This window comes from Arthrobacter sp. D2-10, from assembly GCF_054161285.1.
On record NZ_CP096431.1, the window covers coordinates 984,424 to 998,014 of the forward strand.

Here is a 13,591-nt window from a genome sequence, read left to right on the forward strand (position 1 = left end):
CTGAACCTATGACTTCCCTTGCTACCGACATCACCTTCGACATCCGCGAGCTGCCGAAAGTCTCGCTGCACGATCACCTCGACGGCGGCCTGCGCCCGGCGACGATCATCGAACTGGCGCAAGCAGTAGGCCATGAGCTGCCGTCGACCGATCCGGTTGCGCTCGGCCAGTGGTTCCGCGATTCGGCGGATTCCGGTTCGCTGGTGCGCTACCTGGAGACTTTCGACCACACCATAGCGGTCATGCAGACCCATGAAGCCCTGGTGCGGGTAGCGAAGGAGTTCGTTGAGGATCTTGCCGACGACGGCGTGGTCTACGGCGAGGTGCGCTGGGCACCCGAGCAGCACCTGGCCAAGGGCCTGTCGCTGGATGAGGCCGTCGAGGCAGTCCAGGAAGGTCTCGACGCCGGCGTCGAAGCCGTCGCCGCAGGCGGCCGGACCATTCAGGTCGGTCAGCTCATCACCGCCATGAGGCACGCTGACCGCGGCCAGGAGATCGCCGAGCTGGCCGTCCGTCACCGCGACCGCGGTGCCGTGGGCTTCGACATCGCCGGCGCCGAAGACGGCTTCCCGCCCGCACGGTTCGCTGATGCCTTCACCTACCTGGCCCAGCACCAGTTCCCCGCAACGGTGCACGCGGGCGAGGCAGCCGGCGTCGACAGTATTGTCGATGCACTCGTGAACGGCCGCGCCCAGCGGCTGGGCCACGGCGTACGCATTGCTGAGGACATCACCGTCGATTTCGACGACAACGGCACGGATTCTCCGGTCGGAATGGCCACACTCGGTCAGGTCGCCGCCTGGGTACGCGACAGGGGCATCGCCCTGGAAATCTGCCCGTCGTCGAACCTGCAGACAGGAGCCATCGAATCGTTCGGCAAAGACATTGCCAGCCACCCGATCGACCTGCTGTACCAGCTCGGATTCAACGTCACCATCAACACGGACAACCGGCTGATGGGCGGCGTCACCCTCACTGATGAATTCGAACTCCTCGTGGAGACCTTCGACTATGACCTCGATGACCTGCTTGAGTTCACGCTCAACGCAGTAGAGGCCTCCTTCCTGCCGCTCGACAGCCGCACCGCACTCGCTGAGCTCATTGCGCAGGGGTACGACGGCGCCGGCGGAGCATGACGGAAAGAGCACGGCAGGCAGGCGCTTCCCTCGAGCGACTGCTCGACGTGATCGGGCAACTGCGTGAGCACTGCCCCTGGATGGGCGCGCTGACGCATGAGTCCCTCGCGGAGTATCTCGTCGAGGAGTGCTACGAACTCCTCGACGTGCTGGACGGTGCCAGGAACGCCGACGAGCTGCGCTCGGAACTGGGCGACGTCCTCCTGCAGGTGTTGCTTCACGCGCGCCTGCAGGAGGAACGCGGATCCTTCGCCATGGCTGAGGTCATTGAGGGTCTCACGGAGAAGATGATCAGGCGCAACGCTCATATCTTTACTCCGGACGGGGCCCTCAGGGAATCGTTCCCGGCATCGGTTGAGGAGATCGAAGCCGCCTGGCACAGCATCAAGCGTCAGGAGCGACCCGCCGGATCCACGCCGTTCGCCAGCATCCCGCCCGGGCTTCCGGCGCTCGCCTTCGCGGCCAAGACACTCAAGCGGGCACAGCGTGATGGGGCCCTCGACACGGCAGAGGGCGCCGTACCAGCCGATGACGCGAGTCCACTGTCGGAGGACGAGCTCGGGGAGATGCTGTTCGCCGTCGTCGGCCGCGCCGTCGGCTCCGGACTGGATCCGGAACGCGCCCTGCGCCTCGCGGTGCGCAGGTACCAGGAGCGCCACGGGGCTCGAGGAATTCAGGGCACGGATGTCCCGGAATGAAATGACCTCCGTCACGGACGGTCATTGATACCCGCTTTCAATTAGGCTGAGTACGAATCCCCGCGCAGACGCATCAGCTCCGTCAGGGCTGAGCACGTTTTTCGCTGTCCATATGAAGAAAATTCATAGATCCCTTGATGAACAGGAGCATTTCCATGGCAATCATTGATGCCATTCACGCACGTGAAATCCTTGACTCCCGCGGCAATCCCACGGTTGAGGTTGAGGTTCTGCTCGACGACGACACCTTCGGCCGCGCAGCAGTTCCCTCCGGTGCGTCCACCGGTGCCTTCGAGGCGAACGAGCGCCGCGACGGAGACAAGGACCGCTACCTCGGCAAGGGCGTCCTCCAGGCTGTTGAGGCCGTCATCGAGCAGATCCAGCCTGCACTGCTCGGCTTCGACGCCGGAGACCAGCGCGCCATCGACCAGGCCATGATCGACCTGGACGGCACCGAGAACAAGTCGAACCTGGGCGCCAACGCCATGCTCGGTGTATCCCTGGCGATTGCCCGCGCAGCCGCCGAGTCCTCCGCACTGCCCCTGTACCGCTACCTGGGCGGCCCCAACGCGCACGTACTGCCCGTTCCGCTCATGAACATCCTCAACGGCGGATCGCATGCCGATTCCGACGTCGACATCCAGGAATTCATGATTGTTCCCCTGGGTGCCGAGTCCTACTCGGAAGGCCTGCGCTGGGGCGTCGAGGTTTACCACGAGCTCAAGAAGGTGCTGAACGAGAAGGGCCTGGCCACCGGCCTGGGCGACGAGGGCGGCTTCGCTCCGAACCTGCCCTCCAACCGCGACGCGCTCGACCTCATCACCACGGCCATCGAGCGTGCCGGCTACACTCCGGGCACCGACATCGCCTTCGCGCTGGACGTTGCCGCCTCGGAGTTCTACAAGGACGGTGCCTACCACTTCGAGGGCAAGACGCTCGATTCCGCTTCCATGCGCGCCTACTACGAAGAGCTGGTACGCGACTACCCGCTGGTCTCCATCGAGGATCCGCTGGACGAGGAAGACTGGGACGGCTGGAAGGCCCTCACCGAGACCCTCGGCAGCAAGGTCCAGCTCGTTGGCGACGATCTCTTCGTGACCAACCCGGTCCGCCTGGATCGCGGTATCAAGGCCGACACAGCCAACTCGCTGCTGGTGAAGGTCAACCAGATCGGCACGCTCACCGAGACGCTCGACGCTATCTCGCTGGCCCAGCGTTCCGGCTACACGACCATCACCTCGCACCGCTCGGGCGAAACCGAAGACACCACCATCGCGGACATCTGCGTGGCCACGAACGCCGGTCAGATCAAGACCGGTGCACCCGCCCGTTCAGAGCGTGTTGCCAAGTACAACCAGCTCCTGCGCATCGAGGAAGAGCTGGACGACGCCGCACGCTACGCAGGCCGTTCCGCCTTTCCGCGTTTCACTGCCTGATCACCGGGCTGAGGGCGATACCCTCGTTAAGCAGGTAGCCGTCAGACCGGGATCCACCCCCGGCCGGCGGCATGGCATAGCTTGAGCGAGGAGTCCGATGTCCACCCGACGCCCCAGTGTTCCGCGCACAGCACGAGCGCGCACCGATGGGCAGAGGCAGTCGGCTACGCCTTTGAAGCGCCCTGGTCCCCAGGGCGCTTCAGTGCGTTCCAGCCCCTCGAACTCTTCCAGTGCCTCAGGCACATCGCACGCCAAGGACACATCGCACGCCAAGGGTTCGCCGACGGCGCCGTCGAAGCCCCGGACCACCTCTGCCGCTGCCATGCGACCGAAGGCATCACCGTCCGAGGCTCGAGCCGCTGAGCGTTCCCAGCTGGCCGGGGCCATCCGGACAGCCAGCGCTCCTTTCCGTAGGCCATCGGAACGTGCCATCGTCCCTGCGGAAGATGCGGAGCCCATTCCCGCCAAAGCCTTCTCCGGGCGGTTGCTGGCCCTCGCCGTCGTGCTCGTCACCATCACCGTGTTGCTGGCGCCTTCCGTCCGCACATTCCTGCAGCAGCAGGCGGAAACGGATGCCCTGCAGGACCGCATCACCGCACTGCAGCAGGAGCAGGACGGCCTCGAGACGGCGATCGCCCGCTGGGAAGATCCCGCCTACATCAAACAGCAGGCCCGCGACCGTCTCTTCCTCGTGATGCCGGGGGAGACCCGCTACCTCGTCAAGGGTGGGACCGCAGTTGAACCTTCCGAGGAACAGCGCTCAGACGCGGCGCCGGAGGACCTGCCCTGGGCGGACGCACTCTGGGAATCCGTGGAGCGCGCCGCCACCGACTAACCTTGGTTCGTCGGGATACCCCAACGAATGAAGGCACAGGAAGGACCGCAGTGACGGAACGCAACCCGCTTGCACCCACAACGGCTGATCTGGAGACGCTCAGCCGGCAGTTGGGGCGCCCGGTCCGCGACGTCGTCGAAATCGGCGCCCGGTGCGTCTGCGGGAATCCGCTGGTGGCCACCACGGCGCCGCGGCTCAGTAACGGCATTCCCTTTCCCACTACCTATTACCTGACGCATCCGGTCATCACTGCCGCGGTGTCCCGACTCGAAGCCGGCGGGACCATGATGGAGATGACGGAGCGCCTCGAACGCGACCCTGGTCTCGCTGACCGGTACCGCCGGGCGCACGAGGCCTACCTGCGGGCGCGCTCGGAGATCGGGATGCGCAGCGGAATAGGTCCGGTACCAGAGATTGACGGCGTCTCCGCCGGCGGTATGCCTACCCGGGTGAAGTGCCTGCACGTGCTGGTGGGGCACTCCCTCGCAGCAGGCCCCGGGGTGAACCCGCTGGGAGATGAGGCGCTTGAGGCCATCTCGGAGTGGTGGACGGTTGACGAGTGCCGCTGCGCGGGTGCCTGGGACGTGAGCGGTGCCGCTCCCGACCGCGACCTGAGCCGGCACGTGAAGACGCAGGGCCTGAGCCCCGAGGAACTCGACAGGAAACGCGCCGAACGACGTTCGGGAGAAGGGAAGGCCTGATATGCGTACTGCAGCCATCGATTGTGGGACCAATTCCATCCGCCTGCTGATCGCCGACGTCGACGGCGGAGCAGGGCTCACCGACGTGGTTCGCCTGATGCGCGTGGTGCGCCTCGGGGAGGGCGTTGACGCGACGGGCAGGCTCGCCGAGGCGGCGTTGGACAGGACCTTTGGAGCTGTCGATGAGTACGCTGCCCTGATTCATGAGCACGACGCCGAGAAGGTCCGCTTCGTAGCGACCTCCGCTACCCGCGATGCAAGCAATCGGGAGGTCTTCGTCTCCGGAGTACGGGATCGTCTCGGCATTGAACCGGAGGTGGTCAGCGGAAGCGAGGAGGCAGAACTTTCGTTCTCCGGAGCCGCAAGCGTGCTGGCCAGTGACAGCGATGCACCGGTGCTCGTGGTAGACCTCGGCGGTGGAAGCACCGAGTTCGTGGTCGGCACCGGCAGCCAGGTGACCACGGCGCGCAGTACGGACATGGGTTGTGTTCGCTTTACGGAGCGGTTTCTGCTCTCCGACCCGCCGACGCACCAAGAGATCGCCGACGCCGAGGTAGAGATCAACAGGATGATCGGCGAGGCTGACGCTGACGTGGATCTCTCCTCTGTGCAGGGCATCATCGGCGTCGCGGGCAGCATCACCACCGTCACGGCGCACGCGCTGAAGCTTCCGGAATACCAGTCGGAGCGGATCCACGGTACGGAGCTCACGCTGGACGAGATCGACGGCGCCGCAACCTCGCTGCTGCACCTCTCCCGGGCCGAGCGCAAGGCCCTGCCGTATATGCATCCCGGACGCGTGGACGTGATCGGTGCGGGCGCGCTGATCTGGCGCACGATCGTGCGGCGGGTGGCCGAAGCCACAGAAGGCCGTGTTCGGAGCGCCGTCGCGAGTGAACACGACATCCTCGATGGCATCGCGCTCAGCGCCGCCCGGCGGAAGTGACGTAAGCACGTGGTTTCTTCCGCACCAGAAATTCCCCAGCCGCAGGGGTCAAGTTTCCTTCCCCGGTCCGTTGCTGCCGTTGTTGCGCTCTCACTGGGTCTGGCGACTGCCGTCGTCGGGCCGGTTGACAGTGCAAGCGCACACGGCGGGGAAATCCGGGAGCGCGAGTACTGGCTCGAGGACTACGGCATCACGGAGGCGTGGAAGGACACCAAGGGCGCGGGCGTCACAGTCGCCGTCATCGACAGCGGCGTCGACGGAACCCACCCGGACCTCGAGGGCGGCGTAACCGGCGGTACGGACGTCTCCGGCGCGGGTGTGCCAGACGGGCAGCGCGGTATCGGGGAGGTGCCCGAGCACGGCACGCTCGTTGCAAGCCTGATCGCGGGCAGGGGACATGTTCCGGAAGAACCGAAGGAAACGCCCTCTGCCTCACCGTCGCCGTCTGCGTCAGGGTCGCCGTCAGCTGCGCCGTCGAAGTCCGCTGAAGCCACCAAGGAGGCCAAGGAACCGGAGAAGACTCCGGTCCAGGCAGCCGGGCGCGGGTCCGACGGCGTCGTCGGAGTTGCCCCGGAAGCACAACTGCTCGCAGTGTCGCTCTGGATCGGCGGCGAAGCCAGCGGACCCAACCCGGCCGGCGTGAGTATTGATGACCAGATCCCCAATGCGGTGCGCTGGGCCGTGGACAATGGCGCCTCAGTCATCAACATGTCACTCGGCAGCACCTCACCGACCTGGCCGGAGAGCTGGGACGAGGCTTTCCTCTACGCGGAACAGAACGACGTCGTCATCGTGGCCGCTGCGGGCAACCGGGCTGGGGGTTCCGTACAGGTCGGAGCGCCGGCGACGATGCCTGGCGTGCTGGCGGTTGGCGGACTCGATGCCAAGGGGGCAGCCAGCCGTGAATCCTCCTCAGAAGGCATCAGCATCGGGATCGCTGCGCCGGCTGAGAACCTTGTCGGCGCCCTGCCCGGCGGCCTCTACGCAAGCAAATGGTCCGGGACGTCGGGCGCTGCGCCGCTTGTCTCCGGAGTGGCAGCGCTCATCCGTGCCAAGTACCCGGAACTGACTGCCCCGCAGGTGATCAACAGGATCATCATGACCGCGCGGGACGCCGGCATCCCCGGCCAGGACACCATCTACGGGCATGGAATCCTGGACGCTGCGGCTGCGGTGAACGCGGATCTGGCTGTCCCCGAGGAACGGCTGCTCGGTGCCGGCGGTGTGGTCAGCATGGCTCAGTACATCGAGACGTACCGGCGCGGGGAGGTACCTCCGCCTCCGCCGCCGGAAGCCGCCGCGTCCGAGGAACCTCTGCCTGATATCCCGGAGCCGACGGTTCCCGCAGCACAGGAGAGGGCATCGACCTCCAGCTCCCTGCCGGCGTTCATTGTGTTCGGATTCGGGGGCCTCATCCTCGTCATCCTGCTCGGCGGGACGTACCAGGTTGTCCGGATACACCGGGAAAACATCATTGCTGGCGAGAGCCGAAGCGGACCGCCGATTGACAGCGGGGCGAGCGGAAATCCTGCGTCCACGGACGCCCTTGACGGCCGATCGGCAGCATCGGACTCCCGCTAGTGAAGATTTTCACAAAGTCCGGTACGCTGGTCCCATGGCTCAATCCTCCAAGTTTTCTGATCGTCCCCGGATCCTTGTTGTCGGCGGCGGCTACGTCGGTCTCTACGTAGCCCACAAGCTGCAGAAGAAGGTGAAGGATCACGGTGGCATCGTCACCCTCGTTGATCCTTTGCCCTACATGACCTACCAGCCGTTCCTCCCCGAGGTTGCCGGTGGAAACATCGAGGCGCGTCACGCCGTTGTCTCGCACCGCATGCACCTGTCGGATACCGAGCTCATCACGGGCAAGGTGACCGGCGTGAACCACGCCTCGCGTACGGCGACCGTTGAACCAGCTGACGGCAGCGCGCCGTTCGAGCTGACGTACCGAGACATCGTCATCGCGGCCGGCGCCATCACCCGCACCTTCCCCATCGAGGGTCTGGCGGAAGCCGGCATCGGCCTCAAGACCATCGAGGAAGCCGTCGCGCTGCGCAACCAGCTCCTCGAGCGCATCGAGACCGCCTCGCTCATGGAGCCGGGTGCCGAGCGCGACCGCGCGCTGACGTTCGTCGTCGTCGGTGGCGGCTTTGCCGGCATCGAGGCCCTGGCCGAGATGGAAGACCTGGCGCGTGCCGCCGTCAAGAAGAACTCACGCCTCACGCGCTCCGACATCCGGTTTGTGCTTGTCGAAGCAATGGGCCGCATCATGCCCGAGGTCACCGAAGAGCAGGCCAAGTGGGTAGTGGAGCACCTGCGTGCCCGCGGTGTGCAGGTCATGCTGAACACCTCGCTCGCCAGCGCCAAGGACGGCAAGCTGAAGCTCATCAACATGCCGGACAAGTCCCCGGCCGATGAGTTCGAGACCGACACCCTCGTCTGGACCGCCGGTGTGCAGGCCAACCCTGTTGTCCGCAACACGGACTTCCCGATCGACGAGCGCGGCCGTGTCCGTGCCAGCGCGGAACTGCGCATCAGCGGCGACGACGGCCCCCTCGACGGTGCCTGGGCGGCCGGTGACGTCTCTGCCGTGCCGGACCTCTCCGGTGGCGGTGTCGGCGGTTTCTGCGTGCCCAACGCCCAGCACGCTGTCCGTCAGGCCAAGCTGCTCGCTGACAACATCTACGCTGAGCGCTACGGCGTTGGCCGCGTCCGCGAGTACAAGCACAAGAACCTGGGTGCGGTTGCCGGTTTCGGTCAGTACAAGGGCGTCGCCAACATCATGGGATTCGGCATGCGCGGACTTCCCGCATGGCTCGCCCACCGCGGCTACCACGGCATGGCGATGCCCATGTTCGAGCGCAAGTTCCGCGTGGTCGGTAACTGGGTGCTCGGCTTCGTCTTCGGCCGCGACACCACGCAGCTGATGGACCTGCAGACCCCGCGCCGCCAGTTCCGCGAGGCTGCAACCCCGGCACCCAAGAAGCCGGAAGCAGCCCCGTCGCTGGACAAGGGCCGGGTGGAGGACACCGAGAAGACCGCGGCCAAGGCCTAAGTTTCCTTTGAGGACGGTGGCACCTACCCCGGTGCCGCCGTCGTCGTTTAACCGGCTATAGTTCTCGACCGTGAGAGTCCGCCCTGAAACGCCGTCGGACCGCGGCGCAGCCCTCGCCGTCATCGAGTCCGCCTTCGCCGCCGGTGCAACCGGTGGGCGGCCCGTCGAAGCCGCACTGCTTGAGCAACTGTGGGCAAGCCCTGCGTATCTTCCCGCCCTATCGCTCGTAGCAGAGGACGACGACGGCGCCATTCGCGGTTACGTCATCACCACCCGGGCGCGGATCGGGTCGGTCCCGTCCCTGGGGCTAGGTCCGATCGGGATTCTGCAGGAGTTTCAGGGGCGGGGGATCGGCAGCCTGCTCGTGGAGGAATCGATTTCCCGAGCCGAGAAGCTGGGGGAGACCTCGCTGGTGCTGTTGGGAAGCCCCACGTTTTACGGGCGTTTCGGCTTCGCGAGGGCCGATGAGCGCGGAGTCCATCCGCCGGATCCGGCCTGGCGCGAGCACTTCATGATCCGGGCGCTCGGCGGCAACAGGGTGCCGGTCGGCGCGTTCCGCTACGCCGCGCCATTCGAGGCGCTGTGAGAGTCCTCGGCCCTACAGTTGATGACCAGACCCGTTGCATTCACTACCGGACGGTGCTCGACGTGGTCGCCATCAAGTTCAAATGCTGCGGCGAGTTCTATCCATGCCACCTCTGCCACGCAGAAACAGCTGACCACGCAGCAGCCGTTTGGCCTGCGGGGGAGCAGGATACCGAGGCGATCCTGTGCGGCGTCTGCAAGGAGACGATGCGGATCCGGGACTACCTCGGCGCTGACGCGTGCTCCTCCTGCCGCGCGCCCTTCAATCCGGGCTGCCGCCTGCACAAGCACCTGTACTTCGGCACCGATGAGGGCCTGGACGCTGCGGTGCCCCAGGTGGGACTCGAACCCACACTGTGAAGATTTTAAGTCTCCTGCCTCTGCCATTGGGCTACTGGGGCGTACCGTGTGATAACCCCAGGCGGCGTGCGCGCTGCCAGGGCGTCCCATCAAGAATACGTGAACACCTACCTGCGGGACTGACCCTCGTCCGACGGCGGTCAATACCCCTGTGATGAGCGTTACAAGGATGTAACCAGATTTGCTTATCTTAGACACGTTTTTGCACTAGCTTTTTCACATACCAGGAACACCTGGTGATCGCATCAAAGGCTGATCGAGCCTTTCGATCGAGGAGATAAATTTCATGACAGCAACACGTAACTCCGCGCGGTTCAGCATCGGGGAGAATGCTCCGCGCGCAGCGAAGATTGCGGCCCTCAGCCTGGGCATCGCACTCTTCGCATCTGCCTGCGGTGGCAATCCCACCCCCGAAGAAGAAGGCGGCCAGTCTTCGGCACCGGCAGCGTCGGGATTGACCTGTCCCGAGAGTCAGCTCGACGCGGGCGAGGCCCCCGAGAAGGGCGACCCAGCCGCAGTACCCGAAGCGGAAACCACGTCCGAAACTCCCCTGGTGCTCGGTTCAATTCTGCCCACCACAGGTGCCCTTGCTTTCCTCGGTCCCCCCGAAATTGCCGGCGTGAACCTCGCCGTACAGGAAATCAATGAGGCCGGCGGTGTGCTTGGCCAGGATGTCGAGATCATCCACCGCGACTCCGGCGACACCACCACCGACATCGCAACACAATCCGTGACGGACCTGCTGTCCCAGGACGTCAGCGCGATCATCGGCGCAGCATCCTCGGGTGTTTCGCAGACCGTGATCAACCAGATCACCGGTGCCGGTGTAGTTCAGATGTCGCCGGCGAACACCTCGCCCGATTTCACCGACTGGGATGACAACGGCCTGTACTGGCGTACCGCACCGTCCGACGTCCTGCAGGGACGCGTCCTGGGTAACTACATCATGGCCTGTGGCGCACAGACCGTGGGCATGATCGTACTCAACGACGCGTACGGTACCGGCCTCCAGGCAAGCATCAAGGAAGCCGTTGAGAGCGCGGGCGGCCAGATCGTTGCAGAGGAACTCTTCAACGAGGGCGACTCGCAGTTCAGCAGCCAGGTGGATGCGCTTGTCGCAGCCGAGCCTGACGCCTACGTGGTCATCAGCTTCGACCAGGCCAACAGCATCGTTCCGCTGCTGACCGGTCAGGGCGTAGACCCGGGTTCCATGTTCTTCGTGGACGGCAACACCGCTGACTACAGCGAAGACCTTGATCCCGGAACACTCGCAGGCGCACAGGGCACCCAGCCAGGCTCCTTCGCGGGGGACGAGTTCAAGGAAGCCCTCGCTGAGATCGACGACAGCCTGAATGTGTGGAACTACGCAGGTGAAAGCTACGACGCCGTGAACCTTATTGCCCTTGCAGCAGATGCCGCGGGCAGCACGGACGGAGCAGCAATCGCAGCCGAGCTTGAGGCAGTCTCCAAGGAAGGCACCGAGTGCTTCGACTACGCAGGCTGCATCACTCTCCAGCGTGAGGGTGAGGATATCGATTACCAGGGCATCTCCGGACCGATCACCTTCGACGAAAACGGTGACCCGACGGAAGCCTTCATCGGCATCTACGAGTTCGACGACAACAACACCCCGCAGCCTTACCGCTCCGAGGCAGGGCAGCTCTAGCCCCACCAGCAGTACCTGATTCACTCGCACAGTACAGAAGAGCCCCTCCCGGCCCGGGAGGGGCTCTTCTGCGTCCACACCAGGTGTCGGCTAGCGTCAACCGGGTTTGGGACCGGAAAGACGGCGTCGTCGCCTGGTGTGGGCGCAACCCTGCAGGTTCTGAGGTCGTTGGACGACACCGGCAAACCGAGAAGCCACGCAGGTCGCGGTCGGGCCGTCGCGAACCTTCAAGAACGAGCAGGATCGTGCGCGCATCCCCGCACTGGCCTCGAACGCAGTAGAGACCCCCTCCTGCTGGAGAGGGCCTCTAGAGGCGGCTGAAGACCTAGGCCGTATCGGCGAGGGTCCCGAGGTACAGCTGGATGACCTTGGGGTCCTTCATCAGTTCGCGTCCGGTACCCGTGTACGCATCCTTACCCTGATCCAAAACATAGGCGCGGTCGCAGATCTGCAGGCACCTTCGGGCGTTCTGCTCCACCATGATCACAGAGACGCCTGCCCGGTTGATCTCGTGAACGCGGAGGAACGTCTCGTCTTGCTTGACAGGGGAGAGACCGGCGGAGGGCTCATCGAGGAGCAGGACCGCGGGCTCCATCATCAGGGCCCTGCCCATGGCGACCATCTGGCGCTCGCCGCCCGACAGGGAACCGGCACGCTGCGCGCGACGCTTGCCGAGTTCGGGGAAAAGCCCGGTGACGAAGTCGAACCGCTCCTTGAAGTCCTTGGGGCGCTGGTACATGCCCATCTGGAGGTTTTCCTCGATGGTCAGGGTGGCGAATACGTTGTTGTTCTGCGGGACGAAACCCACGCCCCTGCTGACCAGCTTGTTTGCCTTCAGCCCCGTGATGTCCTGATCCCGGACTATCACCGTGCCCGAGTGAACCTTGACCAGCCCGAACATTGCCTTGAGCAGCGTCGACTTGCCGGCACCGTTGGGCCCGATGATGCCGATCAGCTCACCCGACCGCGCTTCGATGGAGCAGCCGTTCAGAATGTTCACGCCCGGCAGATAGCCCGCCACGAGATCGGTGACTTTCACGACCGATTTTCCGGGTGCCGCCTCGACCCCCGTGGTCCGGTGTGGTCCTGCGGTTCCCGCTGCTTCGCTCATGGCCGCTTCTCCTCTTTACCTGTGTCTGACGCGGTGCCTTCAAGTTCGGTGATCCGGGTGTGGCTCAGGAGACCGGCGTCTTCTGTCCCTACGACCGATTCCTCGTCGTGTGCCAGTTCCTCCTCGAGCTTCTCGACGCCCTGGGAATCACCGAGATCCACGTCGTGGTGGGCACCGAGGTACGCATCGATCACCGCCTGATCCTTCATGACGACGTCGGGAGTTCCCTCCGCCACTACGCGCCCCTCTGCCATGACCACAACCCAGTCGGCGACGTGGCGGACCATGTGCATGTCGTGTTCCACGAACAGGACGGTCATGCCGTCGGCCTTGAGGTTCTTGATGTGGTCCAGCAATGACTGGGTGAGGGCCGGGTTGACGCCCGCCATTGGCTCGTCAAGCATGACCAGGCGCGGCTTCACCATGAGTGCGCGCGCCATTTCCAGCAGCTTTCGCTGCCCGCCGGAGAGGGACGCTGCATAGTCGTCACTCTTCGCGTCCAGCTTGAACTTCTTGAGAAGTACCTCCGCCTGCCCGGTGATTTCCTTTTCCCGTCCGCCCCACAGGCCCTTGAAGAGGGCTCGGGCGAGACTCTCACCGGGCTGGTCGGTCGCTCCGAGGCGCATGTTCTCCATGACGGTGAGCTTGCCCATGACCTTGGTCAGCTGGAACGTACGCACCATGCCGAGGCGTGCCACCTTGTAGGGAGCGACACCGGCGAGGGACTTCCCGTCGAAGTCCCACTCGCCGCTCTGCGGCGTATCAAACCCGGTGAGCAGGTTGAACAGCGTGGTCTTACCCGCACCGTTCGGCCCGATCAGAGCGGTGATCTTGTTCCGTGGGATCTCGAGGTAGTCCACGTCGACAGCGTTGATGCCGCCGAAGCTTCGGGTCACCTTCTTGACCGTGACAATCGGATCCCGCTTGCGGCAGCCTGGTCCAGGGGTGTCCTCGGTGATGGGCCGCGAGTCGGTCATGTAGTCGATGCCGTCGGCCGGTGTTCCGGTCGATTCCGTCGAATGCGAGACAGCGTGTGCTGCTCGCCGTCCGCCTGATTTTGCT

Annotated in this window: 13 protein-coding genes and 1 tRNA gene; 11 read left to right on the top strand and 3 right to left on the bottom strand. The window is 64.8% G+C overall.

What is annotated here, in order from left to right; genetic code table 11:
• The first annotated feature begins 8 nt into the window (after positions 1 to 8).
• The 10 genes from M1D74_RS04700 (at position 9) to M1D74_RS04745 (ending at position 9,752) form a co-directional block, all read left to right on the top strand.
• Entirely contained in the window at positions 9 to 1,136 is a 1,128-nt protein-coding gene (locus M1D74_RS04700) for an adenosine deaminase (RefSeq protein ID WP_458116668.1), read from the top strand.
• Positions 1,133 to 1,834 carry a MazG nucleotide pyrophosphohydrolase domain-containing protein gene (locus M1D74_RS04705; RefSeq protein ID WP_458116669.1) on the top strand — a complete coding sequence of 234 codons (702 nt, stop codon included), beginning with the start codon at positions 1,133 to 1,135 and terminating at the stop codon, positions 1,832 to 1,834. The genes M1D74_RS04700 and M1D74_RS04705 overlap by 4 nt, the downstream gene beginning before the upstream one ends.
• Before the next feature lie 155 nt (positions 1,835 to 1,989).
• The gene (eno, locus tag M1D74_RS04710; RefSeq protein WP_309071637.1) at positions 1,990 to 3,270 is read left to right on the top strand and encodes a phosphopyruvate hydratase; all 1,281 of its coding nucleotides are present in this window, start codon (positions 1,990 to 1,992) and stop codon (positions 3,268 to 3,270) included.
• Between the two features lie 202 nt (positions 3,271 to 3,472).
• Positions 3,473 to 4,105: an FtsB family cell division protein gene (locus M1D74_RS04715; protein ID WP_458116670.1), complete on the top strand. Its 633-nt coding sequence runs from the start codon at positions 3,473 to 3,475 to the stop codon at positions 4,103 to 4,105.
• Positions 4,106 to 4,155: 50 nt separating this feature from the next.
• The gene (locus tag M1D74_RS04720; RefSeq protein WP_309071635.1) at positions 4,156 to 4,806 is read left to right on the top strand and encodes a DUF501 domain-containing protein; all 651 of its coding nucleotides are present in this window, start codon (positions 4,156 to 4,158) and stop codon (positions 4,804 to 4,806) included.
• A 1-nt stretch (position 4,807) separates the two neighbouring features.
• Complete coding sequence (locus tag M1D74_RS04725) at positions 4,808 to 5,752, top strand: Ppx/GppA phosphatase family protein (protein WP_458116671.1); 945 nt, start codon at positions 4,808 to 4,810, stop codon at positions 5,750 to 5,752.
• 9 nt (positions 5,753 to 5,761) lie between these two features.
• Positions 5,762 to 7,333, top strand: a complete 1,572-nt coding sequence (locus M1D74_RS04730; RefSeq protein WP_458116672.1) for a S8 family serine peptidase — start codon at positions 5,762 to 5,764, stop codon at positions 7,331 to 7,333.
• Between the two features lie 34 nt (positions 7,334 to 7,367).
• Positions 7,368 to 8,807 (top strand): NAD(P)/FAD-dependent oxidoreductase, encoded by a 1,440-nt coding sequence (locus M1D74_RS04735; protein WP_309071633.1) that lies wholly within the window; start codon positions 7,368 to 7,370, stop codon positions 8,805 to 8,807.
• A 70-nt stretch (positions 8,808 to 8,877) separates the two neighbouring features.
• On the top strand, positions 8,878 to 9,393 hold the full coding sequence (locus M1D74_RS04740; protein WP_458116673.1) for a GNAT family N-acetyltransferase: 516 nt from the start codon (positions 8,878 to 8,880) through the stop codon (positions 9,391 to 9,393).
• A 62-nt stretch (positions 9,394 to 9,455) separates the two neighbouring features.
• Positions 9,456 to 9,752 (top strand): CHY zinc finger protein, encoded by a 297-nt coding sequence (locus M1D74_RS04745; protein WP_458116674.1) that lies wholly within the window; start codon positions 9,456 to 9,458, stop codon positions 9,750 to 9,752.
• Here the strand turns inward: M1D74_RS04745 and M1D74_RS04750 are convergent.
• A tRNA-Leu gene (locus tag M1D74_RS04750) sits at positions 9,721 to 9,793 on the bottom strand. The two genes, M1D74_RS04745 and M1D74_RS04750, sit on opposite strands and share 32 nt — an antisense overlap.
• 245 nt (positions 9,794 to 10,038) lie before the next feature.
• On the opposite strand from M1D74_RS04750, the gene M1D74_RS04755 reads away from it, so the two are divergent.
• Positions 10,039 to 11,418 carry an ABC transporter substrate-binding protein gene (locus M1D74_RS04755; protein ID WP_309071630.1) on the top strand — a complete coding sequence of 460 codons (1,380 nt, stop codon included), beginning with the start codon at positions 10,039 to 10,041 and terminating at the stop codon, positions 11,416 to 11,418.
• Positions 11,419 to 11,743: 325 nt separating this feature from the next.
• On the opposite strand, the gene M1D74_RS04760 is transcribed toward M1D74_RS04755, so the two are convergent.
• Both M1D74_RS04760 and M1D74_RS04765 read right to left on the bottom strand, forming a co-directional pair.
• Positions 11,744 to 12,529, bottom strand: coding sequence for an ABC transporter ATP-binding protein (locus M1D74_RS04760; protein ID WP_458116675.1), 786 nt, complete (start codon positions 12,527 to 12,529; stop codon positions 11,744 to 11,746).
• Entirely contained in the window at positions 12,526 to 13,506 is a 981-nt protein-coding gene (locus M1D74_RS04765; RefSeq protein ID WP_458117137.1) for an ABC transporter ATP-binding protein, read from the bottom strand. Before M1D74_RS04765 ends, M1D74_RS04760 begins: the two co-directional genes overlap by 4 nt.
• Between the last annotated feature and the right edge of the window lie 85 nt (positions 13,507 to 13,591).

Coding starts and splice junctions, on each gene's coding strand:
- M1D74_RS04700 (WP_458116668.1), top strand. CDS start 9: ATGACTTCCCTTGCTACCGACATCACCTTCGACATCCGCGAGCTGCCG.
- M1D74_RS04705 (WP_458116669.1), top strand. CDS start 1,133: ATGACGGAAAGAGCACGGCAGGCAGGCGCTTCCCTCGAGCGACTGCTC.
- eno (WP_309071637.1), top strand. CDS start 1,990: ATGGCAATCATTGATGCCATTCACGCACGTGAAATCCTTGACTCCCGC.
- M1D74_RS04725 (WP_458116671.1), top strand. CDS start 4,808: ATGCGTACTGCAGCCATCGATTGTGGGACCAATTCCATCCGCCTGCTG.
- M1D74_RS04735 (WP_309071633.1), top strand. CDS start 7,368: ATGGCTCAATCCTCCAAGTTTTCTGATCGTCCCCGGATCCTTGTTGTC.
- M1D74_RS04755 (WP_309071630.1), top strand. CDS start 10,039: ATGACAGCAACACGTAACTCCGCGCGGTTCAGCATCGGGGAGAATGCT.
- M1D74_RS04760 (WP_458116675.1), bottom strand. CDS start 12,529: ATGAGCGAAGCAGCGGGAACCGCAGGACCACACCGGACCACGGGGGTC.
- M1D74_RS04765 (WP_458117137.1), bottom strand. CDS start 13,506: ATGACCGACTCGCGGCCCATCACCGAGGACACCCCTGGACCAGGCTGC.